Source organism: Saccharopolyspora pogona, assembly GCF_014697215.1.
GTDB classification, from domain to species: domain Bacteria; phylum Actinomycetota; class Actinomycetes; order Mycobacteriales; family Pseudonocardiaceae; genus Saccharopolyspora; species Saccharopolyspora hattusasensis.
Genome location: NZ_CP031142.1, coordinates 5,022,566 through 5,045,849, shown reverse-complemented (window position 1 = coordinate 5,045,849; position 23,284 = coordinate 5,022,566). Strand labels below are relative to the sequence as shown.

At 69.7% G+C, this 23,284-nt stretch carries 25 protein-coding genes, 2 pseudogenes and 1 riboswitch; of the genes and pseudogenes, 19 read left to right on the top strand and 8 right to left on the bottom strand.

Annotated features, from left to right (window positions below):
• The first annotated feature begins 41 nt into the window (after positions 1 to 41).
• The 12 genes and pseudogenes from DL519_RS23160 (at position 42) to DL519_RS23120 (ending at position 8,833) form a co-directional block, all read left to right on the top strand.
• Positions 42 to 1,382, top strand: a complete 1,341-nt coding sequence (locus DL519_RS23160; protein WP_190817871.1) for a glutamate-5-semialdehyde dehydrogenase — start codon at positions 42 to 44, stop codon at positions 1,380 to 1,382.
• Positions 1,383 to 1,474: 92 nt separating this feature from the next.
• Entirely contained in the window at positions 1,475 to 1,762 is a 288-nt protein-coding gene (locus tag DL519_RS48935; RefSeq protein WP_263399702.1) for a cytochrome P450, read from the top strand.
• Complete coding sequence (locus tag DL519_RS48930; RefSeq protein WP_263399701.1) at positions 1,763 to 1,927, top strand: cytochrome P450; 165 nt, start codon at positions 1,763 to 1,765, stop codon at positions 1,925 to 1,927.
• Positions 1,924 to 1,989 (top strand): annotated as a pseudogene (locus DL519_RS50280) (hypothetical protein); the annotation flags it as partial. The gene DL519_RS48930 and the pseudogene DL519_RS50280, both read left to right, overlap by 4 nt.
• A gap of 9 nt (positions 1,990 to 1,998) precedes the next feature.
• Positions 1,999 to 2,142: a hypothetical protein gene (locus DL519_RS48925; RefSeq protein WP_263399700.1), complete on the top strand. Its 144-nt coding sequence runs from the start codon at positions 1,999 to 2,001 to the stop codon at positions 2,140 to 2,142.
• A 28-nt stretch (positions 2,143 to 2,170) separates the two neighbouring features.
• Positions 2,171 to 2,392, top strand: a complete 222-nt coding sequence (locus DL519_RS23150; RefSeq protein ID WP_190817869.1) for a ferredoxin — start codon at positions 2,171 to 2,173, stop codon at positions 2,390 to 2,392.
• 308 nt (positions 2,393 to 2,700) lie between these two features.
• Positions 2,701 to 3,321, top strand: coding sequence for a nicotinate-nucleotide adenylyltransferase (nadD, locus tag DL519_RS23145; RefSeq protein WP_029535334.1), 621 nt, complete (start codon positions 2,701 to 2,703; stop codon positions 3,319 to 3,321).
• 344 nt (positions 3,322 to 3,665) lie between these two features.
• Complete coding sequence (rsfS, locus tag DL519_RS23140; RefSeq protein WP_168587005.1) at positions 3,666 to 4,064, top strand: ribosome silencing factor; 399 nt, start codon at positions 3,666 to 3,668, stop codon at positions 4,062 to 4,064.
• On the top strand, positions 4,061 to 4,681 hold the full coding sequence (locus DL519_RS23135) for a histidine phosphatase family protein (RefSeq protein WP_190817867.1): 621 nt from the start codon (positions 4,061 to 4,063) through the stop codon (positions 4,679 to 4,681). Before rsfS ends, DL519_RS23135 begins: the two co-directional genes overlap by 4 nt.
• Before the next feature lie 34 nt (positions 4,682 to 4,715).
• Complete coding sequence (locus tag DL519_RS23130) at positions 4,716 to 5,576, top strand: DegV family protein (protein ID WP_190817865.1); 861 nt, start codon at positions 4,716 to 4,718, stop codon at positions 5,574 to 5,576.
• A 123-nt stretch (positions 5,577 to 5,699) separates the two neighbouring features.
• Complete coding sequence (locus DL519_RS23125) at positions 5,700 to 6,485, top strand: ComEA family DNA-binding protein (protein WP_190817863.1); 786 nt, start codon at positions 5,700 to 5,702, stop codon at positions 6,483 to 6,485.
• The gene (locus tag DL519_RS23120) at positions 6,482 to 8,833 is read left to right on the top strand and encodes a ComEC/Rec2 family competence protein (RefSeq protein WP_190817861.1); all 2,352 of its coding nucleotides are present in this window, start codon (positions 6,482 to 6,484) and stop codon (positions 8,831 to 8,833) included. Before DL519_RS23125 ends, DL519_RS23120 begins: the two co-directional genes overlap by 4 nt.
• Positions 8,834 to 8,936: 103 nt before the next feature.
• Here DL519_RS23120 and thrC read toward each other — a convergent pair whose 3' ends face one another.
• A complete protein-coding gene (gene thrC, locus DL519_RS23115; RefSeq protein ID WP_190817859.1) occupies positions 8,937 to 10,205 on the bottom strand; it encodes a threonine synthase in 1,269 nt (422 codons plus the stop codon).
• A 12-nt stretch (positions 10,206 to 10,217) separates the two neighbouring features.
• A riboswitch (SAM riboswitch) is annotated at positions 10,218 to 10,350 on the bottom strand.
• A 96-nt stretch (positions 10,351 to 10,446) separates the two neighbouring features.
• Here thrC and holA point away from each other — a divergent pair.
• Entirely contained in the window at positions 10,447 to 11,433 is a 987-nt protein-coding gene (gene holA / locus DL519_RS23110; RefSeq protein WP_190817857.1) for a DNA polymerase III subunit delta, read from the top strand.
• Between the two features lie 108 nt (positions 11,434 to 11,541).
• On the opposite strand, the gene rpsT is transcribed toward holA, so the two are convergent.
• The gene (gene rpsT / locus DL519_RS23105) at positions 11,542 to 11,802 is read right to left on the bottom strand and encodes a 30S ribosomal protein S20 (protein ID WP_190817856.1); all 261 of its coding nucleotides are present in this window, start codon (positions 11,800 to 11,802) and stop codon (positions 11,542 to 11,544) included.
• Between the two features lie 208 nt (positions 11,803 to 12,010).
• On the opposite strand from rpsT, the gene DL519_RS23100 reads away from it, so the two are divergent.
• The gene (locus tag DL519_RS23100; protein WP_190817854.1) at positions 12,011 to 12,817 is read left to right on the top strand and encodes a sulfite exporter TauE/SafE family protein; all 807 of its coding nucleotides are present in this window, start codon (positions 12,011 to 12,013) and stop codon (positions 12,815 to 12,817) included.
• A 332-nt stretch (positions 12,818 to 13,149) separates the two neighbouring features.
• Positions 13,150 to 13,296 carry a hypothetical protein gene (locus tag DL519_RS47095; protein ID WP_223839427.1) on the top strand — a complete coding sequence of 49 codons (147 nt, stop codon included), beginning with the start codon at positions 13,150 to 13,152 and terminating at the stop codon, positions 13,294 to 13,296.
• Between the two features lies 1 nt (position 13,297).
• Here the strand turns inward: DL519_RS47095 and DL519_RS23090 are convergent, their stop codons facing one another.
• The 3 genes from DL519_RS23090 to DL519_RS23080 are packed head-to-tail and all read right to left on the bottom strand — an operon-like array spanning position 13,298 to position 17,285.
• Positions 13,298 to 14,719, bottom strand: a complete 1,422-nt coding sequence (locus DL519_RS23090) for a mannitol dehydrogenase family protein (RefSeq protein WP_190817852.1) — start codon at positions 14,717 to 14,719, stop codon at positions 13,298 to 13,300.
• On the bottom strand, positions 14,716 to 15,930 hold the full coding sequence (gene manD / locus DL519_RS23085; RefSeq protein ID WP_190817850.1) for a D-mannonate dehydratase ManD: 1,215 nt from the start codon (positions 15,928 to 15,930) through the stop codon (positions 14,716 to 14,718). The genes DL519_RS23090 and manD overlap by 4 nt, the downstream gene beginning before the upstream one ends.
• Before the next feature lie 14 nt (positions 15,931 to 15,944).
• Positions 15,945 to 17,285 carry an MFS transporter gene (locus DL519_RS23080; protein ID WP_190817849.1) on the bottom strand — a complete coding sequence of 447 codons (1,341 nt, stop codon included), beginning with the start codon at positions 17,283 to 17,285 and terminating at the stop codon, positions 15,945 to 15,947.
• A gap of 84 nt (positions 17,286 to 17,369) precedes the next feature.
• On the opposite strand from DL519_RS23080, the gene DL519_RS23075 reads away from it, so the two are divergent.
• The 3 genes from DL519_RS23075 (at position 17,370) to DL519_RS23065 (ending at position 20,351) form a co-directional block, all read left to right on the top strand.
• Positions 17,370 to 18,086 carry a GntR family transcriptional regulator gene (locus DL519_RS23075; RefSeq protein ID WP_190817848.1) on the top strand — a complete coding sequence of 239 codons (717 nt, stop codon included), beginning with the start codon at positions 17,370 to 17,372 and terminating at the stop codon, positions 18,084 to 18,086.
• A 46-nt stretch (positions 18,087 to 18,132) separates the two neighbouring features.
• Complete coding sequence (locus DL519_RS23070) at positions 18,133 to 18,519, top strand: VOC family protein (RefSeq protein ID WP_190817847.1); 387 nt, start codon at positions 18,133 to 18,135, stop codon at positions 18,517 to 18,519.
• Positions 18,520 to 18,905: 386 nt separating this feature from the next.
• The gene (locus DL519_RS23065) at positions 18,906 to 20,351 is read left to right on the top strand and encodes an NF041680 family putative transposase (RefSeq protein WP_223838947.1); all 1,446 of its coding nucleotides are present in this window, start codon (positions 18,906 to 18,908) and stop codon (positions 20,349 to 20,351) included.
• On the opposite strand, the pseudogene DL519_RS50275 reads toward DL519_RS23065, so the two are convergent.
• The 3 genes and pseudogenes from DL519_RS50275 to DL519_RS23055 all read right to left on the bottom strand — a co-directional run.
• Positions 20,348 to 20,407, bottom strand: a pseudogene (locus DL519_RS50275) (hypothetical protein); the annotation flags it as partial. The gene DL519_RS23065 and the pseudogene DL519_RS50275 sit on opposite strands and share 4 nt — an antisense overlap.
• A 16-nt stretch (positions 20,408 to 20,423) precedes the next feature.
• Positions 20,424 to 20,552 carry a hypothetical protein gene (locus DL519_RS48920; RefSeq protein WP_263399699.1) on the bottom strand — a complete coding sequence of 43 codons (129 nt, stop codon included), beginning with the start codon at positions 20,550 to 20,552 and terminating at the stop codon, positions 20,424 to 20,426.
• A 139-nt stretch (positions 20,553 to 20,691) separates the two neighbouring features.
• Positions 20,692 to 21,276 (bottom strand): class I SAM-dependent methyltransferase, encoded by a 585-nt coding sequence (locus DL519_RS23055; protein WP_190817846.1) that lies wholly within the window; start codon positions 21,274 to 21,276, stop codon positions 20,692 to 20,694.
• Between the two features lie 129 nt (positions 21,277 to 21,405).
• On the opposite strand from DL519_RS23055, the gene lepA reads away from it, so the two are divergent.
• Positions 21,406 to 23,256: a translation elongation factor 4 gene (gene lepA / locus DL519_RS23050; RefSeq protein WP_190817845.1), complete on the top strand. Its 1,851-nt coding sequence runs from the start codon at positions 21,406 to 21,408 to the stop codon at positions 23,254 to 23,256.
• The last annotated feature ends 28 nt before the right edge of the window (positions 23,257 to 23,284 follow it).

The window sequence follows — 23,284 nt, the reverse complement described above, 5'->3', positions numbered from 1 at the left end:
TCCGATGTCGGGGCGCGGGCCGAACGGACTAGTCTGTGCAGGTGACCACCACCGAGTCCACGATCACAGACCAGGTGTCCGGAGACGAGCTGCGGGAGCAGGTCCGCGACGCGGCACGGCGGGCCAAGCGGGCGGCGGCGGAGCTGGCGCAGGCCACCCGTGGCGACAAGGACGCGTTGCTGCACGCGATGGCCGACGCGCTGGTGCAGCGCGCGCCGGAGATCCTCGCGGCCAACGACCGGGATGTTGCCGCGGGCCGCGAGTCGGGGATGCCGGAAAGCCTGATCGACCGGCTGAGCCTGAGCGCCGAGCGCATCGCCGCGATGGCCGACGGGCTACGCACGGTCGCCGGTCTGCCGGACCCGGTCGGTGAGGTGGTGCGCGGCGGCGTGCTGCCCAACGGGTTGCAGTTGCAGCAGGTCCGGGTACCGCTCGGCGTGGTCGGGATCGTCTACGAGGGGCGCCCCAACGTCACGGTGGATGCGGCGGGGCTGACGCTGAAGGCCGGCAACGCTGTGCTGCTGCGGGGTTCGTCCTCGGCGGAGCACTCCAACACCGCGCTTGTGGCGATCCTCGCCGACGTGGTCCGCGAGCAGGGCCTGCCGGGCGGCGCCGTGCAGCTCCTGCCGTGCCACGACCGGGCGTCCGTGCAGCACTTGATCACCGCGCGCGGGTTGGTCGACGTGGTGATCCCGCGCGGCGGCGCGGGGCTGATCTCGGCAGTCGTGGAGAACGCCACGGTGTCGGCCATCGAGACCGGCGTCGGCAACTGCCACGTGTACGTCGACGCGAGCGCTGACATCGACACCGCGCTGCGCATCCTGCTCAACTCCAAGGCCCGGCGCCCCAGCGTGTGCAACGCGGCGGAAACGGTGTTGGTGCACAAGGACATCGCGGCGGAGTTCCTGCCCCGAGCGCTCGCCGAGCTGCACGGCGCGGGCGTGACCGTGCACGGCGATGAGCGAGTCGTCGAGGTCGGGGGCTCCAATGTGGTTCCCGCGACCGATGAGGACTGGGACACCGAGTTCTTGTCGCTGGACATCGCGGCAGCGGTAGTGGATTCGCTGCCCGACGCGGTCGAGCACATCCGATCCCACGGCTCCGGGCACACCGAAGCCATCGTGACCAGCGACGTCCGCGCAGCCCGGCAGTTCACGGTGCAGGTGGACGCGGCTGCGGTGATGGTCAACGCCTCCACCGCGTTCACCGACGGCGCCGAGTTCGGGATGGGCGCGGAGATCGGCATCTCCACCCAGAAGCTGCACGCCCGCGGCCCGATGGGGCTGCCAGAGCTGACCTCCACGAAGTGGCTGGCCTTCGGCGACGGGCACGTGCGGCCGGGCTCGGCCCCGGCGAACACCAGTTCCTGCCCGGGGAGCTGACTTGCCCAGGCGCCGCGCCGCAAGCGTGACTCGGCCGCCACCAAGGTAGCGCTGTTGCAGGCTGCGTCGGCGTTGTTCGCCGAGCGGAGCAGGTGACCGACTACATCGACAAGATGCTCGTCTACATGGCCGGGCTGATCGCCGTACGCCGCGAAGAACCGGCCGACGACCTGCTCAGCGCGTTGATCGCGGCCCGCGACGAGCAGGACAAGCTCTCCGAGGACGAGCTCGTCAGGTTGGCGGTCGGGGTCCTGGTGGCAGGTCACGAGACCACCGCCACCCAGCTCCCGAACTTCGTCTACGTGCTGCTGACGCACCCGGAGCAGCTCGTCGTGCTGCGCGCGGACCTCGACGGGATGCCGCGCGCCGTCGAGGAGTAGATGCGCTACGTGCCGCTCGGAGTCGGCGCCGGCTTCCCGCGATACGCCACCGAGGACGTGGAACTGGGCGGCGTGCTGGTGCGCGTCGGCGAGCCGGTCATGGTCGGCGCGGCCTCGGCGAACCGCGACGAGACCGTGTTCGACGATCCTGGCACCTCGACCTGACCCGTCAGGAAGCGACGCACCTCGGCTTCGGGCACGGCCCGCGCCACTGCCTCGGTGCCCAGCTCGCGAGGATGGAGCTGCACGTCGCGCTGCGCACGCTGCTGACGCGACTGCCGGCACCGCGCTTCGCGACCGTCGAAGACGTCGACTGGAAGACCGGAATGCTCGTCCGCGGCCCCCAGCGGATGCTGCTGTCGTGGCAAGGTGGCGGGTGATCTCGCGCATAACTGGAAGAGGTGGCGAATGAGCTGGTCGATCGAGATCGACGCGGACACCTGCATTGGTTCCGGCATGTGCGCCGGTGTAGCGCCGGACCACTTCGAGCTGGTGGACGGCTACTCCTGCGCCAAGAAGTCGACGGTGGAGCCGGCCGACGAGGTGGTCGACGCGGCGGAGTCGTGCCCGGTGGAGGCGATCCTGGTCAAGGACGCCGAAACCGGCGCGGTGATTGCCCCAGCGGAGTGACGCAGCCCACTTTCGAAGTCGCGTCATGGTTTCCCAGGTGCGCGCGTCACACCGGTGCGCGCCTGAGAAATGGCAGCGCCCGCGACCTGAGGTAGGCCCCCAGCCGCCGAGGGTTGCGCAGGGCCGTGGGGCCCGGCTCAGGGGGGAGCGTGGGCCGGGCTCCACGGTCGGCGTGGCCGGGGGCCCAGCTCATAGTGGCCTGGGGCCCAGCTCATAGGGGCGTGTGAGCCGGGCCCCACGGCCGCCGTGACGCGCGACGCGCGCCCCGCCGATCGACGCGGGCCGTCGGCTTTCTAGGCTTGTCAGCTATGTCTCGTCGCAGGATCGGGGTCATGGGTGGCACCTTCGATCCCATTCATCACGGGCACCTGGTGGCAGCCAGCGAGGTGCAGGCCCAGTTCGGCCTGGAACAGGTCGTCTTCGTGCCCACCGGCCAGCCGTGGCAGAAGAGTCACGAGGTGGTCAGCCCCGCCGAGGACCGCTACCTGATGACGGTGATCGCCACCGCGTCCAACCCGCGGTTCCTGGTCAGCCGCGTCGATATCGACCGCAGCGGTCCGACCTACACCGCCGACACCCTCACCGACCTGCACCAGCAGTACCCGGACGCGGAGCTCTACTTCATCACCGGGGCCGACGCGCTGGAGCAGATCCTGTCCTGGCACCGGGTCGACGAGCTGTTCGACCTGGCGCACTTCATCGGCGTGACGCGGCCCGGCTACTCGCTCAACGGGGCCCACCTGCCCGCCGGGGCGGTGTCGCTGGTGGAGATCCCGGCGATGGCGATCTCCTCCACCGGCTGCCGGGACAGGGTCCGGGCGGGCCTGCCGGTCTGGTACCTGGTCCCGGACGGAATCGTGCAGTACATCACGAAGCGAGGCCTCTACCGGGAGGAAGCCGGCGCGGAGTGGGGCCCGTCCGGTTCCTGACGCGCCCCCCACCTCGTCGCGGTCGGAAGCAAATCGTTAGGCCGCCCGTGACCGTGGGCGTGGTCAAGACGGCGTCGAACGCCGCCGGGATGGGCCGGTGCTCGCCTCACCCTGTCGCGCGACCTGCGTGTTCCACCGATGGGTGAAGGACCGTGGTGGGCAGGGCCAGGGGCGATTCGGTCTCCGCGGCGCCGATGCGGGAACACCACATGCGAACCCGAGGACACCTGGGGCAGCTGCGGCTTCGGCCCGAGGGACGTGGAGGCGGGTTCGGCCTGGTGCGAGGCGGGCTGGCTATCCTCTACCCGGCGTGGGGCACACCGGACCCACCCGAGAGGAGTGACGTGGCAGCCACCGAGAACGCCCGCCGGCTGGCTCTGATCGCGGCGCAGGCCGCGGCGGACAAGAAGGCCACCGATGTGGTCCTGCTGGATGTCTCCGAGCAGCTGGTCATCACAGACTGCTTCCTGATCGCTTCGGCGCCCAACGAACGGCAGGTCGAGGCGATCGTCGACGCGGTCGAGGAGAAGCTGCGCGCCGCCGGCACCAAGCCGGTGCGCCGGGAGGGTGCGCGCGAGGGCCGGTGGGTCCTGCTCGACTTCGTCGACGTGGTGGTGCACGTCCAGCACTCCGAGGAGCGCGCCTTCTACCAGCTGGAACGGCTGTGGAAGGACTGCCCGCGGATCGAGTTCGAGGACCAGAACGCGCCCGCCGAGGCCGACTCGCCGGACGCCGAATCGTGAGCCTGGACCGGTTAGTCCTGTGGCGGCACGGCGAGACCGACTACAACGCCGCCGGCCGTTTCCAAGGACACCTCGACAGCGCGCTCACCGAGACCGGCCAGGAGCAGGCGCGGCGCACGGCGTCGGCGATCGCCCGGTTCGCCCCGGACACCGCCATAAGCTCCGACCTGAACCGTGCGCGCACCACCGCAGAAGCGTTCGCCGAGGTCAGCGGGGCTTCGGTGCGGTTGGACAAGCGGTTGCGCGAGACGCACCTGGGGGAGTGGCAGGGGCTCAGCGGCGCGGAGGTCGAGCACGGCTGGCCTGGAGCGATGGGCACGTGGCGGGCGGATCCGACGTGGGCGCCGCCGGGCGGCGAGTCCCGCGTCGAGGTCGCCGAGCGCGCGCTGGAGGTCGTCGAGGAGCTCGAATCCCAGCACCACGGCACTGCGTTGCTGTGCGCGCACGGGGGGTTGATCACCGCGCTGACGGCGACGCTGGTCGGTCTGCCGCTGGACCTGTGGCCGGGGCTGGGCGGCATCAGCAACTGCCACTGGGTTGTGCTGAAGCGGCGGAGCAACAGCGATCACCGCTGGCGGTTGATGGCTTATAACGCCGGGGTACCGGTCGAGGGCTGATCGCATTCCGACCGCGACATCGTAGGGTTGCGGCGTGCCAATTGCAGTCGTCACCGACTCGACGGCGTACCTGCCGGCGGGATACGCCGAGCGGTACGCGGTGCGGACCGTTCCGTTGCACGTCAGCGTTGATGGCGCCGCCGCGGTCGGCGAACCCGTTTTCGGTCCTGGTGATCTCGCGCGTGCCTTCGACCGCAAGCACCGGGTCACCACCGCGGGCGCGACGCCGCAGGAATTAGCGCAGGCGTATCAGGACGCGCTGGACTGCGGCGCGGACGGCGTGGTCGCGGTCCACCTGTCCCGGCAGCTGTCAGGTACCTGGGATGCGGCGCGGCTGGCCGCGCGCGAGGTGGATCCGGAGCGGGTCCGGGTCGTGGATTCCCGATCTGCGGCCATGGGGCTGGGTTTCTCGGTGCTCGCGGCGGCCGAGGCGGCGAAGTCGGGAGCAGAGTTGGCCGAGGTGGAGCGCGCCGCGGTTTCGACGGCCGAGCGCACGACGACTTTGTTCTCCGTGCAGACCTTGGAATATCTGCGGCGTGGTGGCCGGATCGGAACCGCCGCCGCGGTCTTGGGGACGGCGTTGGCGATAAAGCCGCTGCTGCACGTTCATGACGGGCGCATCGACGCGTTGGAGAAGGTGCGCACGACCACTCGGGCCATGGCCCGGTTGTTGGACATTTCGTTGGGGGCAGCGGGTTCCGGCGCCGCCGCGGTCGCGGTGCACCACCTGGCCGCGCCGGAGCGAGCCGAGCGGCTCGCCGGGCGGATCCGGGCCGAACTCGGGGAGTCCGCCGACTGCGTCGTTTCGGAGGTCGGCGCGGTCATCGGTGCGCACATCGGGCCCGGGGCGGTGGGTGTAGTGGTGCTCCCGAACGGGTGGCGTTCAGGAGCTTGAAAACCTTTCGGTGGGCGGATTCCACACCTTCGAGCTGAATCTGGGGGCGATCTCCTCCACTGTGCTCTGAGTGGCGAAAAATAAAGCTGCGCAACGTGTTTCGTCTCCCCTACCGTCGATCTCATGTTTGAGACGCGGAGTTTTCATTCCAGTGCAGGCGAATCCGAGGAGCTCGACCCGAGGAGCAGGCTGCAAACCCTGCGGCGACATGCGTCCTTCGACGAGCCGGCGGAGCGCGCCGGCCCGAACTACTCGGTGACGCCGCCGGATACCGGATCCGGTTCGCCTTGGCGGCGACTGGCGGAGAGATGGCTTCCCGAATCCCTGCTGAGGTCCAGAGCGGACCCCGGTCGGATCGGTGTGCTCGCGCTCGCCCTGGTGGCATTGGTGGTCCTGGTGGGTGTGGTGGTCGGGGCGTGGGCGAACCAGCCCGCCGCCGAACCCGTGCCGCCGCCCATTCTGCCGCCACCGCCACCGGTCACGACCGCGGCGCCACCGGAACTCGTCGTCAGCGTCGTCGGCCGGGTGACTCGCCCGGGGCTGGTCACCGTGTCGCCGGGCGCTCGGGTGGCCGACGCCGTCGCGGCGGCCGGTGGCCCGTTACCCGACACCGATCTAACAGGTCTCAACCTGGCCCGCCGGGTGGTCGACGGCGAACAGCTCTACGTCGCCGTGCCGCCGCCACCGCAGGCATCGTCCGGCCAGCCCGGAGGCGACGGCAAGGTCGACCTGAACACCGCAACGGAGGATCAACTCGATGAACTACCCGGCATCGGCGAGGTCACCGCCAAGCGGATCGTGCAGTGGCGGGCGGAACACGGCCGGTTCGACTCGGTGGAGCAGCTGCGTGAAGTCGGCGGCATCGGCGAATCCCGGTTCGCCCGGCTGCGGGAAGTGGTGCGGGTGTGATCGCAAGACTCGACCTGCGCCTGGTGCCGACCGGACTCGCGGTCTGGGCCGTGACGTTGACCGGATTGCTGGTGGGCTGGTTTCCGGCCGCGGTCTTGGCGTTGCTCTGCTCGTTGGCCGCGCCACTGGTGTGGAGGGCGGCGCCGACCGGGCCGGTTGCCAGGGGCACCCTCGCGGTCCTGCTGCTGGCGGGCGTTGCCGCGACCGGAATTGCGGTGCGCGCCTACGGCGTCGAGCACCACCCGGTGCGACTGGCAACCGAGCACGGCGAGCGGGCAACACTGCGGGTCGTGTTGACCAGCGCGCCAAGGCCGTTGCGCGGCGCGGCGTTCGGCGCCCGACGAGCGGCGGACAGGTCGTTGGTCCGCGCGGAGCTGCAGTCCGGTGAGCTCGCCGGGCGTCGAGTGCGGGCAGGCGGAGCGATGGTGCTGCTGGTACCGACTGCAGGATGGCGGGATCTCATTGCCGGGCAACAGGTGACCGCGACGGGAAAGCTCTCCCCGCCGCGTGCGGGCGAGCTCACTGTCGCCGCGCTCCAGGTGTTCGGCCAACCGGCCGATGTCGGGGCGGCTCCGGGCTGGCAGCGCGTCGCGGAAGACCTGCGGGAGGGCCTCCGGCGGGTGTCGGCCGACGTGCTCAGCCCGGCCGCGGCGGGACTGCTGCCGGGGTTGGTGGTCGGCGACACCGGGGGACTGCCACCGGAGGTGGAGCAGAACTTCGAGACGGCCGGTCTGTCCCACCTGACGGCGGTTTCGGGGGCCAACCTCGCGATCGTGTGCGGCGCGGTGCTCGTGCTACTGCACCTGGTCGGCGCGGGGCCGGTCATGTCGGCCGGCGGCGCGGGCGCGGCGCTCGTCGGTTTCGTCGTCCTGGCGGGGCCGGAACCGAGCGTGCTGCGCGCGGCGGTGATGGGTGCGATCACGCTGCTGGCGTTGGTGCTTGGCAGGCAGCGGTCGGCGTTGCCGGTGCTGTCCGCGAGCGTGATCGGTTTGCTGCTGCTCTTGCCCGACCTGGCGATGAGCGCGGGATTCGCGCTGTCGGTGGCGGCCACCGCCGGACTGGTGGTGTTGGCACCGGTGTGGTCGTCGGCATTGCGGAGGAGAGGAGTGCCCATTGGATTAGCGGAAGCGATCGCCGTTCCGCTGGCGGCGCACGTCGTCACGGCTCCGCTGATCGCGGCCATTTCCGGCGAGGTCAGCCTGATGGCGGTACCGGCGAACATGCTGGCCGGGCCTGTTGTCGCGCCGGCGACGGTGTTCGGCGTGCTGGCCACCGTGGCCGCACCGGTTTCGACCTGGCTGGCCGGTGTGCTCGGCTGGCTGGCGGCGCCGGAGCTGGAGTGGATCATCCTGGTCGCGGACCGGGCGGCGGCGGTTCCCGGCGCGGCGTTCGACTGGCCATCCGGCACCGTCGGCGGGTTGTTGCTGGCGGCGCTCGTGGTGGTCGGGCTGGTCGCTCTGCGCGGCAAGCGGATTCGCTGGGCGGTTGCGGTCGTGGTGCTGCTCGCGGCGCTGGTGCTGGTGCCGGTGCGCACGATGTTGCCGGGCTGGCCGGTGCCGGGTTGGAGCATGGTGGCCTGCGACGTCGGCCAGGGAGATGGGCTGGTGCTGGCCACCGGTGGCCCGGACGAGGCCGTGGTGGTCGACACCGGACCGGATCCGCAGCGGGCCGCGGAATGCCTGCAGCGGCTGGGCATTCGCCGGGTAGCGCTGGCGGTGCTCACCCACCTGCATGCCGACCACGTCAGCGGACTCGCCGCGCTGATGGGCAAGGTCCCCGTTGGCGCGGTCGCAATCGGCCCGCTGCGAGAACCGGCGTGGGCGATGGACGACGTGACCAGAGATGCCCGCGCACATCGGGTTCCTGTCGTGCCGCTGCTGTCCGGGCAGCGGGTGGTCTGGCCGGGACTGGTCCTCGACGTGCTCGGCCCAGATCCGGTGCTGGCCCGCGCGCAGACGGCCGACGACGCCAACGACGCGTCGATCGTGCTGCTCGCGACCACACCGGCCGGGCGGGTCTTGCTCACCGGCGACGTCGAACTGCCCGGCCAGGGGCGGCTCATGTCGTCCGGTGCGGATCTGCGAGCCGACGTGCTCAAGGTGCCGCACCACGGATCCCGTTACACCACACCACTTTTCCTGCGATCAGTGCGTCCACGACTAGCCGTGATCAGTGTTGGAGAAGGCAACACCTACGGTCACCCGAGCGCGTTCGTCGTCGACGACCTAACCCGCGCGGGCACGAAAGTGCTGCGCACCGACCAGGAAGGAGACATCGCCATCCTGCCCGGCCCGCAGGGGCCCCGCTACGTCGCCAGGGGAGGCCCATTGCGCGCGGGCGAGTCGTAGGACGGCAGCGGCCGTGCCGGGAGCCTTCGAGGAAGTCCTTTGTAGACGAAAGCGCGGCGTCACCGTCGTGCGGTGACGCCGCGCGTCTCGAATCGGGTCGGGTTCAGAGCCCCAGCGCCTGGTTGACCGCGTCGGTGCTCGGGGCGACGGTGGCCTTCGGGCCGATCTGGTCCTGCACCGCGTCCAGGGTCTTCAGCCCGTCACCGGTGATCAGCAGCACGGTCTCGGCGTCCGGGTCGATCTTGCCCGCCTTGATGAGCTTCTTCGCCGTGGCCACGGTGACCCCGCCGGCCGTCTCGGCGAAGATGCCCTCGGTGCGTGCCAGCAACCGGATGCCCTCGCGGACCTCGTCGTCGCTGACGTCCTCGATGGCGCCGCCGGTCTTGCGCACGATGTCCAGCACGTACGGGCCGTCGGCGGGGGCGCCGATGGCCAGCGAACGGACGATGGTGTCCGGCCGTACTGGCTGGACCACGTCGTGGTCGTTCTTGTACGCCGTCGACACCGGGGAGCAGCCGGTTGCCTGCGCACCGAAGATCCGCACCGGGCTCGGCTCCACCAGGCCGACCTGGCCGAGCTCGTTGAATCCCTTGTAGACCTTGGTCAGCTGCGAACCGGAGGCGATCGGCACAACGATCTGCTCGGGGATGCGCCAGCCGAGCTGCTCGGCGACCTCGAAGGCCAGCGTCTTCGACCCCTCGGAGTAGTAGGGGCGCACATTGACGTTGACGAACGCCCAGTCCTCGTGCTCCGCGGCGAGCTCGGTGGCCAGCCGGTTGACGTCGTCGTAGTTGCCGTCGACGGCCAGCAGCGACCCGTCGTAGACCGCGCTCATCAGGATCTTGGCGCGCTCCAGGGTCTTGGGCACCAGCACCACCGAGTCCCAGCCGGCGCGGGCCGCGGCGGCGGCCACCGCGTTGGCGAGGTTGCCAGTGGAGGGGCAGGCCAGCACCTTGAAGCCGAACTCGCGGGCGGCGGCCAGCGCCACCGCGACGACGCGGTCCTTGAAGGAGTGGGTGGGGTTGCCGGTGTCGTCCTTGATCCAGATCCGCTTGACGCCCAACGCCTTCGCGAGCTTGTCGGCCCGGATCAGCCGGGTACAGCCCGGCTCGGTGTTTGGGTGCTCTTCGACGTTGGTGGGAACCGGGAGGAGCTGCTTGTAGCGCCAGATGGAGCGCGGGCCGGATTCGATGTCCTCGCGGCGGATCTTGCCGAAGTCGTAGGCGACCTCTAGCGGGGAGAAGTCCTCCAGCGAGACGAACTCCGGGGCCAACGGCTGCCGGTGGCCCTCTTCCTTGGACACCAGTTCGACGGCATTGCCCAGGTCGAAGGTCTTCTTCGGGGTCGTCTGGGCATGGGCAGCAGCAGTCATCGCGAGGTCCTCTCCTCATCTGTCCCGCGGACGGGTCGGAATTGGCACCGCTTTCGTCAGAGACCTCGCGGGTGAAAGCGCGATTCGCTGACGAACGGTTGCCGGGGCTTCATCGGGCCGTTCCCTCTGCCCCTCTGGATGAGCTATTCGGTTGTGCCAGCAACGCTAGTGGACCGCGCCGGGGTCTGGCCAGCACCATCCAGATGGCGGGAACGTCACGGGTGCGTGCGACGATGCGTGCATGAGCGCACCGGCCGTGGTCCCCGATCCGCTGCAGTTGGTTCTCGGCGACGAAGAACTGCTGGTGGAACGCGCGCTTTGGGCTGCTGTCGGAGCCGCCCGCGCGGCCGATCCGGAAGCCGAACTGCGCCGCGTGAAGGTGAGCGAACTCACTCCTCCGGAGCTGACCGAACTGCTCAGCCCATCGTTGTTCGCGGAGGGCCGGGTGCTGGCGGTGGAGTCCGCCCAGGACGCGGGCAAGGAGATCGCCGAGGCGCTGCTGATGCACGCCAAGCAGCCGGCGGACGGGGTCATGCTCGTCGTCGTGCACAGCGGCGGAGGCCGCTCGAAGCACGCCAAGGAACTACCCAATGCACTGCGCAAACTAGGCGCGCGGGTCACCGAGTGCAACAAGATCACCAAGCCCGCGGAGCGGGAGGCGTTCGTCCGCGACGAGGTGCGCCGGGCCGGCGGCAAGACCGATTCCGCCGGGGTGGCTTCGCTGATCGAAACGGTCGGTTCCGACCTGCGGGAGCTGTCGGCCGCGGCGACGCAGCTGGTCGCCGACACCGGCGGCAAGGTCGACGAGACGGCCGTGCGCCGCTACCACCGCGGGCGAGCCGAGGTGACCGGGTTCGCGGTAGCGGAGAAGGCGGTGACGGGTGACCGGGCGGCCGCCCTGGAGGCCTTGCGGTGGGCTGTGCAGCTCGGCGTCCCGCACGTGCTGATCGCCGACGCGCTCGCGGACTCGGTCCGCACCATCGGCCGCGTCGCCGCCGCGGGCGGTCGCAACGATCCGTTCCGGCTGGCAGGGGAGCTGGGCATGCCCGCGTGGAAGGTGAAGAAGGCGCTGGCGCAGTCCCGGGGCTGGAACGCTTCGAGCCTCGCGCAGGCGCTCCAGGCGGTCGCAGAGGTCAACGCCGGGGTCAAGGGCATGGCCGCCGACGCCACCTACGCCTTGGAACGCACCGTCCTGCGCCTCGTGGAGCTCCGCAACCAGCGTTCGTGATCGCACCAGTTTCCACCGAAACCGCGAAAGGCCCCTTCTCCGCGCGAAAGGCCCCTTACCCGGGTTTTTGCCCGCGAGGAAGGGGCCTTTCGAAGTTCAGGCCTCAGCTCAGAGCTGGTTGGCGCGCTGCGCCAGCGCGGACTTCTTGTTCGCGGCCTGGTTCTTGTGGATGACGCCCTTGCTGGCGGCCTTGTCCAGCGCGCGGCTGGCGGCCTGCTGCAGCTCGACGGCCTTGTCCTTCTCGCCGGCGTCAGCGGCCTCGCGGAACTTGCGGATGGCGGTCTTGACCGCGGACTTCACGGCCTTGTTGCGCTGCCGGTTCTGCTCGTTGGTCTTGATCCGCTTCATCTGGGACTTGATGTTGGCCACTGTGGCGCCTCTTCCTCGTCTGTCGAACCGGTCGTGCCGCGCTTTTGTCGGCGCTGCGCTCAGGCAGGTTTCCTCCACGGCGGAATGCCGCACGGCACGGTCGTCCATCTTAACAGCGCCCACCTGCGCAGATTCGGGCGGGCGGTGCCGGGCGAGGGCTATCACATCGGCTCGGATCCGGCGTTTCCGAACCATAGGGTCAAGCCTCGTGCTCGATGCGTTGAACTGGCCCGGATTCGCCGACTTGTCCCTCGCCGGACTGCTGTTCCTCTGCGGCGCCGCCTTCCTGGCCGGGGCGGTCGACGCGATCGTCGGCGGCGGTGGCCTGATCCAGCTGCCCGCAATGCTGCTGCTCCTGCCCGGCGGCGAGGTGATCTATTCGCTGGCGACCACCAAGGTCGCGTCGATCGCAGGTACGGCCGCCGCCGCCCGGACCTACGCGAAGCGGACGCCGATCGACTGGCGGGCGGCGCTGTCGATGGCGCTCGTCGCCCTGTTCGGGGCCCTCGGCGGCGCGGCGCTGGCCGATGCCCTGCCGTCGCACGTGCTCAACGTGGTCGTGCTGGTCGCATTGGCGCTCGTCGGCGTCTACACCTGGCGCAAGCCCGAGCTCGGCTCGGCGGACGTCCCGCGGTTCGAGCGGCGCATCCAGTTGCTGGTGATGCTCGTCGGTGGCGCCGTGATCGGCTTCTGGGACGGAATCGCCGGCCCGGGCACCGGTTCGTTCTTGGTGTTCCTGCTCGTCGGCCTGGTCGGCTTCGCGTTCGTCACGGCGTCGGCGACAGCGAAGGTCGTCAACGTGGCCACGAACATCGGCGCGCTGGCGTTCTTCATTCCGGCGGGCAAGGTCCTGTGGGGATTGGCGCTGGTGATGGCCGCGAGCAACATGGCGGGCAGCGTCCTCGGCGCGATGATCGCCGCGAAGCGCGGCTCCGGCTTCGTGCGCCAGGTCTTCCTGACCGTGGTGGTGGGCCTCGTGCTCAGCCTCGGCTGGAAGCTCGCGGCCGGCGCGTAGCGCGGGGCGCGGAAACGGCCTTGCGGCACCGCGGATCGCAGGGTGCCGCGCTCCGGTGCGAGCCTGGCGGGCGTCGGTCTCGGCTTGCTGACCGGGGCGCTGATCGCGATCTACACGGTGGGACGCGCACGCCGTGACGGGGCTGGCGTTGTCGCCGCTGGCGTTCGACTGGGCGAACAACCTCGCCCGCTCGGCGATGCTCGCCCCGTACGCCGCGACGCGGCGATCGCAGATCGCGAAGGCGTGGCACGCGCACCGCCGGGAGATCCCGGCGGTCGCCCTGCTGTCCCCGCTGGCCTACATCCTGGTCCTGTTCGCCATGCGACTCGCCAGTGAGCCTGGTCGCTCCGGCTCGGGAGCTGAGCATCGTCCTGGCGGGCCTAATGGCCTGGCGCCTCCTGGGAGAACCGCAACCGGCCCGCCGCATGATGGGCGCGGTCGTCGTCCTCGCCGGAGTGGCCCTCCTCGGCATCGCCTGAGTCAGAGCCGCTCGGCGAGGACAGCGCGCGCGCCGCGTTCCGCGAGTTGCCGGTACGTCGTCGTCACCGAATCGCGGAAAACCGGGTGCCGAGCGAGTTCCGGCGCGAAGATCCGCTCGACACCGAGCAGACGGCTCGCCTCGTCGGCTGGGGTTCCGCCGAGCGCGTCGCGCAGCACGCCCGCCAGCGGGTCGTCGAGCGTTTCGGTGGTCGCGACGTGCCGCATCCAGGCCGCGACCCCGAGCGCCACCCAACTCGGGTCGCCGCCGGAGGCGAGCTGTTCCGATGCCGTGTCAAGCAGGCGGGGCCCGAGTTTCTGCGAGCCGTCCTTGGCGACCTGGGCGGTGGTGTGCCGCAGAGCGGGGTTCGCGAACCGCGCCAGCACGGACTCGCCGTAATCGCGCACGTCGACGCCGGACGGTGCAGCGAGCACCGGCGCGACCTCCGAGCCGATCAGCCCGCGGCAGGCGCCGGCTAGCAGCGGTTCGGCCACGGCTTCCGCGATCGTCGCGTGCCTGCACGCCAAACCCAGGTAGGCCAGCATGGAATGGCTCGCGTTGAGCACCCGCAGCTTGAGTGCTTCCCACGGCTCCACGTCGGCGACCAGCACCGCTCCGGCGAGCTCCCACGGCGGGCGGGCGGCGGCGAAGTCATCCTCGACCACCCACTGCCGGAACGGCTCGGCGACCACCGCCGCCTCGTCCCGCAACCCGGTCCGCGTCTGCACCTCCGCGAGGTCGTCGGCGGTGGTCGCGGGCACGATCCGGTCGACCATCGTGGCGGGGAACCGCACGTGCTCGGACACCCACGCCGCCAGCTCGGCGAGCCCTGCTGCGTCGATGAACTGCTGCACCAGCCGCCGCAGGGTCCGGCCGTTGGCGGGCAGGTTGTCGCAACTGACCACGGTGACCGGTCCGGCACCGGTCCCGGCGCGGCGCTGCAGCCCGCGCACCAGCTGACCCACGACCGTCCTAGGTGGACGCTCGGTGAGATCGGCCAGCACCTCGGGGTCGGCCAGGTTGAGGTCACCGGTCGCCGGATCGTGCCGGTACCCCTTCTCCGTCACGGTGAGCGTGATGACGCGGATGTCCTCGCGCGCCAGCAGTTCGACCACCGCCGCCGGATCCGCGCTGCCGTCGACGACCTCGCGCAGCGCGGAAACCACCCTTGGCTCTGCTGCGTCCGGCCCGCGCTCCAGCACTGTGTAGCGGCAATCCTGCGGCGCCAACAGCGCGGCCGCCCTGCCGCTGCGCTGCGTGACCCCGCAGATGCCCCAGCGCCGATCGCCCGCGGCGAGCATCGCGTCCTCGGTGAAGACCGCCTGGTGCGCCTTGTGGAATGCGCCGAGCCCGAGGTGCGCGATCCCCACCGACTCCGGTGTCGCGGAGGGGGCGGTGCGGGCCGATAGCCGTTCGCCGCTCACCAGTCGTGCACCGAACCGTCGCGGCGCCGGTTCACGGGCAGGTAGCGCGGCTCGTACGGGAACTCCTCCGCCGCCTGCTCGTCGACGTCCACCCCGAGTCCCGGGACGTCGCCGGGGTGCAGGTACCCGTTGCTGAAGGTGTAGCTGGTGCGGAACACCTCCGAGGCCGGTTCGGCGTGCCCCATGTACTCCTGGATGCCGAAGTTCGGCACCGAGAGGTCGACGTGCAGCGCCGCCGACAACGACACGGGGGAGAGGTCCCCGGCGCCGTGCGAGCCGGTCCGCACTCCGTATAGGTCGGCGAGCGCGAAGATCCGCCGCAGGTGGGTGATGCCACCGGCGTGCGAAACCGACGTGCGGATGTAGTCGATCAGCCGCTCGGTGATGAGCTGCTGGCAATCCCAGATCGAGTTGAACACCTCGCCGACCGCGATCGGGGTGGTGGTGTGCTCGCGGACCAGCCGGAACGCGCTCTGGTCCTCGGCGGGCGTCGGGTCCTCGATCCAGAACATCCGGTGCTCTTCCAGATCGCGGCCCAGGCGGCCCGCTTCGATCGGCGTGAGCCGGTGGTGCACGTCGTGCAGCAGGTGGAAGTCGAACCCGAAGCGCTCCCGCACCGCGCCCAGCACCGTCGGCGCGAACCGCAGGTATGGCTCGGTGTCCCAGCGGCTTTCGGCCGGCATCGCCGACGATGCCGGCTCGTACACCTGCTGGCCACGGTCGGGGATGCCGTAGGTCTTGTCGACGCCGGGCACCGCCGCCTGGGCGCGGACCGCGAGGTAGCCCTGGTCCAGGTGCGCGGCGACGTCGTCGAGCAGTTCGGGGACGTCTTCGCCGCTGGCGTGCGCGTAGACCAGCACGCCGTCGCGCGCCGCGCCGCCGAGCAGCTGGTAGACCGGCAGCCCGGCGATCTTGCCCTTGATGTCCCACAGCGCGATGTCCACCGCGGCGATGGCGGTCATCGTCACCGGTCCGCGCCGCCAGTACGCGCCCTTGTACAGGTACTGCCAGACGTCTTCGATGCGGTGCGCGTCGCGGCCGATCAGCAGCGGGCACACATGGTCGCGCAGGTAGGACGCCACGGCGAGCTCGCGACCGTTGAGGGTGGCATCACCCCAGCCCACGACCCCGTCTTCCGTGGTGATCTTGAGCGTGACGTAGTTGCGGCCGGGCGCGGTGACGATGACCTTCGCGTCGACGATCTTCGGCATGGTGCTTCTCCGGTTCAGTGGTTGTCGTAGCGAGGCCAGTCGGCGTATTCCTGCCCGCCGCGGCGGCTCGGTGCGGTCTCGGGGAGCCAGCGCAAACCGGCGATGCTGACGACGATGAGCGTCGCGACGTAGACGGCGACCCAGGTGAAGCTGCCGCCGCCGAGCACCAGCAGGGCCGAGGCGACCACGGTGAACGGCCCGCTGGCGAGCATCGCGCCGAACTGCCACACCACCGAAACCCCGGTGTAGCGGACGCTCGACGGGAACAGCTCGGGGAAGTACGACGCCTGCGGGGCGTAGGTGCCGGCGTGCCCGAAGGCGAGCCCGGCTACCAGCAGCAGCGTGATCACGAGGGTGTTCCCGGTTTCCACGGCGAGGAAGGCCGGCACCACGAGCACCAGGTTGAGCACCGCGGCACCCAGGTAGGTGGTGCGCCGGCCGATGCGGTCGGTGAGCCTGCCCCAGAACGGCAGCAGGGCCAGCTCGACGATGATCGCGATGATCACCGCGTCCAGTACGATGCCGCTGTCGACGTCGTGCGCCTTGGCGTAGGAGACCAGGAACACCGTGTAGAAGGGGAAGACCGCGGCCTCCACGAACTTGGCGAGCATGCCGCCGAAGACCTCCCGGCGGTGCTCCTTGAGCAGCACCTTCACCGGCGCCTGCCGCGGTTCCTGCTGTTCCTTGACCGCGCGGAACGTCGCCGATTCGGGCACCCGCAGCCGAATGTACAGGCCGATCACGACGACCACGGCGCTGAGCAGGAACGGGATGCGCCAACCCCAGGAGACGAAGGCCGCTTCGGGGAGTTGCGCTTCGAGGACGGCGAACAGCACGGTTGGGATGAGGTACGCGGCAGGCGACCCCATCTGCACGAAGCTGGCGTAGAACCCGCGTTTGCCCGGTGGGGCGGCTTCCGCGGTCAGTAGAAGGGCGCCGCCCTGCTCGCCGCCGACGCCGAAGCCCTGGATCAGCCGGACCACGACGAGGATGACCGCCGCCCACAGGCCGATCTGCTCGTAGGTGGGCATCAGCCCGACCACGAAGGTGCCGAGGCCGGTCAGCAGCAGCGTGTAGACCAGCGTCTTCTGCCTGCCGATCCGGTCGCCGATGTGTCCCCAGACGAGCCCGCCGAGCGGCCGGGCGAAGAACCCGACGGCGTAGGTCGAGAAGGCGGCCAGGGTGCCGACCAGCGGGTCGACCTCTGGGAAGAAGACCTTGTTGAACACCAGGGCGGAGGCGGTGCCGTAGATGAAGAAGTCGTAGTACTCCGCGATGGTGCCGATCACCGATGCGGTGACCGTGCGGCGGAGCTGTCCCGTGCCACCTGTCCGGGATTCGAGGTCAGTCGGCATTGACTCTCCTCCAGAGTGGGATACCAGCGGTACCATACAAGTACTGGAATGCCACCCGTCAAGGGCGATCGATAAGGTGGGCCAATGGCAACGACGGCAGGCGACAAGCCCTCGGCGCGGGTGCTGGTGCCCCGGGAACTCCGACAGCGCATCGTCACCCTGCAACTGCCGCCCGGGCAGCCGCTGTCGGAGAACGAGCTGGCGGCCGAGTTGGCCGTAAGCCGCACCCCGGTGCGGGAGAGCCTGCTGCTGCTCGCCGAGGAGGACCTGGTGCGGGTCTTCCCCAAGCTGGGCTCGTTCGTCGCGCGCGTCGACCCGCAGCGGATCGCCGATGCGCAGTTCGTCCGCGAAGCGGTCGAGGTCTCATCACTGACCGATGCGGTGGTGCGCCGCACCGACGAGGACCTTGCCGACCTGCGCCGAATCCTCGCCGAGCAGCGCGAGTCCGCCGAGGATGTCGAGCGGTTCTTCGAACTCGACGAGAAGTTCCACCAGCGACTGCTGGCCGCCGGTGGGCACGCGAACGTCTGGCGGACCGTGGTGTCGGCCAAGGCGCACCTCGACCGCGCCCGCCGCCTCGGCCTGCGCACGGTCAGCCCCGTGTCGGCGCTGATCGATCAGCACGAGGAGATCGTCGACGCCCTCGCCGCGGGCGACCTGGAGGCCAGCGTGACGGCCCTGCGCGCGCACCTGCGAGCGGTCTTCGAAGACGTGGAGCGGATCCGGGCGACGACGCCCGACCTGTTCGTCGACAGCGCCGACGAACGCCCGGTCCGACGGAGCGTCACCTTCCTCCAGTAACGCCGACCGTTCGGCGGTCGGTGCTCCCCGCGGGTAGAAACGGGGCATGGAGATCTTGAACAGCCGGTTGATCCTTCGTCCCCAGGACTGGGACCGCTCGTTGCGGTTTTACCGGGACGTGCTCGGACTGGCCATCGCACGCGAATTCCCCGGCGGCACGGTCTTCTTCCTGGGGCAGGGATTCCTGGAGATCTCCGGCCGGGGTGGTCCGGGGCCGAGCCCGGACCAGGTGCTCTGGCTCCAGGTGCGCGAAGTCCGAGCCGAGTTCGAGCGGCTGCGGGACCACGGCGTGACGGTCCTCGCCGAGCCCGAGCGCCAGCCCTGGGGGCTGGATGAGGCATGGGTGGCCGACCCGGACGGCATGCGAATCGTCCTGGTCGAGATCCCGGCCGACCACCCGATCCGCACCGACGTCCGCCCACCCCAGGCATGACGCCACCCTGTGCTCGTGGGTGAGCGAGAGCCGGATATCACCCACGAGCCAGGAGTCGCCGCGACCTGAGCCCAGCGACGAATTCGCCGAAGGCAGCAGCCGAGACGACGAGTACCGGTCCGGTTGGGCGCCCTTGGGAGCCTGTTGCGTTTTCGGCGAAAACGGCTGAACCGAAGTACCAAATCAGTCTCGATCGCCGCCGTTTGTCCGCCAGTGGCCATCTCAGCCGTGATCGATCGATCACGGTCCGTGGTGGGCGTAATTTTGCAACAGGCTCTTGGCTTGGGTTTTAACCTTTGGGTGTTGTTGTGGCCCCGGTTGATCATGGGAACAGCCCTTGGGTGATCATGCTTCTGACGAAAGAAGAAGATCAACCAAGGGCTGTCGTGATCAGTGTGCAGGATGACCGCCAGGCGGTCGAGTTCGGGGCTGTGACCGGGTTCCGGGATGGGTTTTACCGGTGTCTGTCGGCTCGGGCGGATGCGTTGTTCGAGCTCTGCGATGCGGTGTCCTGCGGTGAGCGGCCGGTGACCTCGTTGGTGGAGTTGTCGCTGTCGCCGGTGTTCCGGCGGGGGCATGGCGCGTTGTACGACGCGTTGGCGGCCGGGGAGATCGACGCCGCCGGGGTACGGGATGTGCTGGTGGATGGGTTGCCTGCCGCGGCGGACGAGGGACCGCTTCTGTTCACCGCTGATGTGACCGTGTGCCCGCGACCGGATGCGGAGTGCTCGGCGGATCGCGGTCACTGTCATACGTCGTGTCGCTGTGACGGTGACCGTAAGACGATCCCTGGCTGGAACTATGCGTGGCTTGCGGGCATCCAGTGGGGTCGTTCGTCGTGGGTGTCGCCGGTGGATGCGGTCCGGATGGATCCCGACGATGATCTCGTGGCGGTGACCGCCGCCCAGATCCGGGAGTTGGCTACTCGTCTGCGCGCCGCCGGGCGCACGGGTGGAGCGGGCCGCCTTCCACCGATGGTGGTGATGGACTCTGGTTATCCGGCTACCGCGATGACCGACGCGGTGTCTGATGTGGACGTGCAACTGCTGATCCGTCTCGACCGTGACGATCGGGTGTTTCACCGCCCACCGCCGCCGCGGGTGCCTGGCAGGACCGGGCGGCCACCGAAATACGGCGCCCGCTTCGAGTGCGCCAGCCCCACCAGTTGGCACACCCCGGACGCCACGCTGACCGTGGACACCGACCGCTACGGACGGGTTGAGGTGCATGCCTGGTCCGGGCTGTCGCCGAAGATCCAAGCCCGCGGCTGGTTCGCCGACCGTAGCGAACTACCCGTGGTCACCGGCACGGTCGTGCACGTCCGCGTGGAACACCTGCCCGACGGACGCGCCCCGCACAAGGACCTGTGGCTGTGGTGGGCCGCCCCCGAGGGCGTCCCACTGGATCTGGACATGCTGTGGCGGGTCTACCTACGGCGGTTCGACATCGAGCATTTCTTCCGTTTTGCCAAGTCGACCTTGGGCTGGACCGCGGCGAAAACCCGCACACCCGCCCAGCAGGACCGGTGGACCTGGCTGACGATCGCCGCCTACACCCAACTCAGACTCGCCCGCAACCTCACCACGGACCTGCGGCGTCCCTGGGAACGACGCCCCGAGCCAGACCGGCCGTTAAGCCCGCACCGGGTACGCCGCGGGTTTCGCCACATCCATGATCGTCTCGGGACCCCCGCGCGTGTGCCGAAACCCACCCGGCCCGGCCCAGGGCGGCCCCCAGGCTCCCGCTCCGGTCCTGCTCAACGCCATCCCGTCCGCAAAAAAACCGAAAAAACGGACACCCGGCAACCCGCCGGAAAGAAGCAAGCAGGTTAAAACCCAAGCTTGGAGTCTTGAATCGCCGCGCTCTTCGGGTCTAGCGCCACTCCGACGCAGTTGGTGTTACCGCTACGACTGCTCTTGCGCCAATCCGAGGCGCTTGGCGACCTGGGGCGCGCCGAGCCCGGTGGCAGCGCGAGACCTGCGCAGCTCGGCGCCGAGTTGTCGGGCGCGCACGGTGGGCGTGGACCTCTGCATGGCTGAATGCCGGCGCGATCCTGTCGACGTCGGAAGCGAACATTCCGATGTAGCGGGTGGTTTCACTCCAGCGTTGCCGGACTTGCCGTGCCGGCAACCGAAACGGTCCGGGGCGGCTCTGATGAGGTCAACGTCCGGACTACGGCCGGATGGCTCGGGTTTGGGCTTGGGTGGTGCCTCGGGCCGGTGGCTGCCAGGCCCAGGTCTGCGCGTCGGCGAAGCCGGCGGCTTGGACGTCGGCGTGGAGCCCGGCGCGGCCGCCGGGCAGCCAGCGCTCGTGGGTCGACAGCAGCAGGACGCCGCCGGGGCTTAGCACGCGGTGCAGTTCGGCCAGCGCGGTGGCGCGGTCCGGCCACAGCTGGACGTTGTTCACGCTGAGCACCACGTCGAATGCCGCGTCCGGTTGGCCGGTCTCCGCAGCGGTGCCGTCCTGGACGGTCACGTTGCTCATGGCCGCGCATCGCCGGGAGGCGGCTTGCCGCATCCGCGGCGACGGTTCGATCGCGACGACGCGCGCCGCCTGCTCGCCGGCCGCCAGCAATCCCACGCCGGGACCGGGCCCGATCACCAGCACCTCTTCGCCGCCGGTCAGCCGGGCCAGCCGCACCACCTGCTGCTCCGCCGCCGCGTTGCCGCGCGCCATCAGCGCACCGCCCACGGTGCCCAGCAGTCCGCTCGGGTGACCGAAAGCACGATCCAGGGCGAAGGCGACGAAACCGCTCATACGACCAGCTCAGCAACCGAAGCCGGTGGTCGCATCCGGGATGTCCCGGAGTTGGGCGCCGGGTACCGGGCGTGTCATGGGACGATGGGGTGAACCCCCGCACCAGTCGACATCCGCGAGGAACACTGAGTGAGCAGTTTCGCCGACACCACGTTCACGCCCCCGGAGCGAATCCGGAATTTCTGCATCATCGCGCACATCGACCACGGCAAGTCGACGCTGGCCGACCGCATGCTGCAGCTGACCGGTGTGCTGGAGGAACGCGCGTACCGGGCCCAGTACCTCGACCGGATGGACATCGAGCGGGAGCGCGGCATCACGATCAAGGCGCAGAACGTGCGCCTGCCGTGGACCTCCGACGGCGTCGACCACGTGCTGCACATGATCGACACCCCCGGTCACGTCGACTTCACCTACGAGGTCAGCCGGTCGCTGGCGGCCTGCGAGGGCGCGGTGCTGCTGGTCGACGCCGCGCAGGGCATCGAGGCGCAGACGCTGGCGAACCTGTACCTCGCGATGGAGCACGACCTGCAAATCATCCCCGTGCTCAACAAGATCGACCTGCCGGCCGCTGAGCCGGACAAGTACGCTGCCGAGCTGGCGCACATCATCGGCTGCGAGCCGGAGGACGTGCTGCGGGTGTCGGCGAAGACCGGTGAGGGCGTCGCAGCCGTGCTGGACGAGGTGGTCCGGCTGATCCCGGCGCCGCAGGGCGTCGTCGACGTGCCACCGCGCGCGATGATCTTCGACTCGGTCTACGACACCTACCGCGGTGTGGTCACCTACATCCGGGTCGTCGACGGCAGGATCACGCCGCGGCAGCGGATCCGGATGATGTCCACCGGCGCGACCCACGAGCTGCTGGAAGTCGGCATCATCTCGCCGGAACCCAAGCCTTCGGCGGGGCTCGGCGTCGGCGAGGTCGGCTACCTGATCACCGGGGTGAAGGACGTCCGCCAGTCCAAGGTCGGCGACACGATCACCGCCGAGCGCAAGGGCGCCGAGGAGCCGCTCAGCGGCTACCGCGAGCCGAAGCCGATGGTGTACTCCGGGCTCTACCCGATGGACGGCACGGATTACCCGCTGCTGCGCGAGGCGCTGGACAAGCTGCAGCTCAACGACGCGGCGCTGACCTACGAGCCGGAGACTTCCGGGGCGCTGGGCTTCGGTTTCCGCTGCGGTTTCCTCGGGCTGCTGCACCTGGAGATCACCCGTGACCGGCTGGAGCGCGAGTTCAACCTGAACTTGATCTCCACCGCGCCGAACGTGGTCTACGAGGTACAGATGGAGGACGGTTCGGAGTTGGTGGTGACCAACCCGTCCGACTGGCCCGAGGGCAAGATCAAGGACGTCCTCGAACCGGTCGCGAGATGCACGATCATCGCGCCGTCGGAGTTCGTGGGCACGATCATGGAGCTGTGCCAGAGCCGGCGCGGGCAGTTGTCGGGCATGGACTACCTGTCGGAGAGCCGGGTCGAGCTGCGCTACACGCTGCCGCTGGCGGAGATTGTCTTCGACTTCTTCGACCAGTTGAAGTCCCGGACCCGCGGTTACGCCTCGATGGACTACGAGGAGTCCGGCATGCAGGCGTCGAACCTGGTGAAGGTCGACATCCTGTTGCAGGGCGAGCCGGTGGACGCGTTCAGTGCGATCGTGCACCGCGACGCCGCCTACGCCTACGGCACGAAGATGGCTTCGAAGCTGCGCGAGCTGATCCCGCGGCAGCAGTTCGAGGTGCCGATCCAGGCGGCGATCGGGTCGCGGATCATCGCCCGCGAGACGATTCGCGCCATCCGCAAGGACGTGCTCGCCAAGTGCTACGGCGGTGACATCAGCCGGAAGCGGAAGCTGCTGGAGAAGCAGAAGGAAGGCAAGAAGCGGATGAAGACCATCGGCCGCGTCGAGGTCCCGCAGGAAGCCTTCGTCGCCGCGCTGTCCACCGATGAAGCCAAGGACGACAAGGCCAAGGGCAAGAAGTAGCTGGGATGGCCCGGCATCGGCGGTCGCC

Coding starts and splice junctions, on each gene's coding strand:
- DL519_RS48930 (WP_263399701.1), top strand. CDS start 1,763: ATGCGCTACGTGCCGCTCGGAGTCGGCGCCGGCTTCCCGCGATACGCC.
- DL519_RS48925 (WP_263399700.1), top strand. CDS start 1,999: ATGGAGCTGCACGTCGCGCTGCGCACGCTGCTGACGCGACTGCCGGCA.
- DL519_RS23150 (WP_190817869.1), top strand. CDS start 2,171: ATGAGCTGGTCGATCGAGATCGACGCGGACACCTGCATTGGTTCCGGC.
- nadD (WP_029535334.1), top strand. CDS start 2,701: ATGTCTCGTCGCAGGATCGGGGTCATGGGTGGCACCTTCGATCCCATT.
- DL519_RS23125 (WP_190817863.1), top strand. CDS start 5,700: ATGTTTGAGACGCGGAGTTTTCATTCCAGTGCAGGCGAATCCGAGGAG.
- thrC (WP_190817859.1), bottom strand. CDS start 10,205: ATGACTGCTGCTGCCCATGCCCAGACGACCCCGAAGAAGACCTTCGAC.
- holA (WP_190817857.1), top strand. CDS start 10,447: ATGAGCGCACCGGCCGTGGTCCCCGATCCGCTGCAGTTGGTTCTCGGC.
- manD (WP_190817850.1), bottom strand. CDS start 15,930: ATGCCGAAGATCGTCGACGCGAAGGTCATCGTCACCGCGCCCGGCCGC.
- DL519_RS23080 (WP_190817849.1), bottom strand. CDS start 17,285: ATGCCGACTGACCTCGAATCCCGGACAGGTGGCACGGGACAGCTCCGC.
- DL519_RS23075 (WP_190817848.1), top strand. CDS start 17,370: ATGGCAACGACGGCAGGCGACAAGCCCTCGGCGCGGGTGCTGGTGCCC.
- DL519_RS23070 (WP_190817847.1), top strand. CDS start 18,133: ATGGAGATCTTGAACAGCCGGTTGATCCTTCGTCCCCAGGACTGGGAC.
- DL519_RS48920 (WP_263399699.1), bottom strand. CDS start 20,552: ATGCAGAGGTCCACGCCCACCGTGCGCGCCCGACAACTCGGCGCCGAG.
- DL519_RS23055 (WP_190817846.1), bottom strand. CDS start 21,276: ATGAGCGGTTTCGTCGCCTTCGCCCTGGATCGTGCTTTCGGTCACCCG.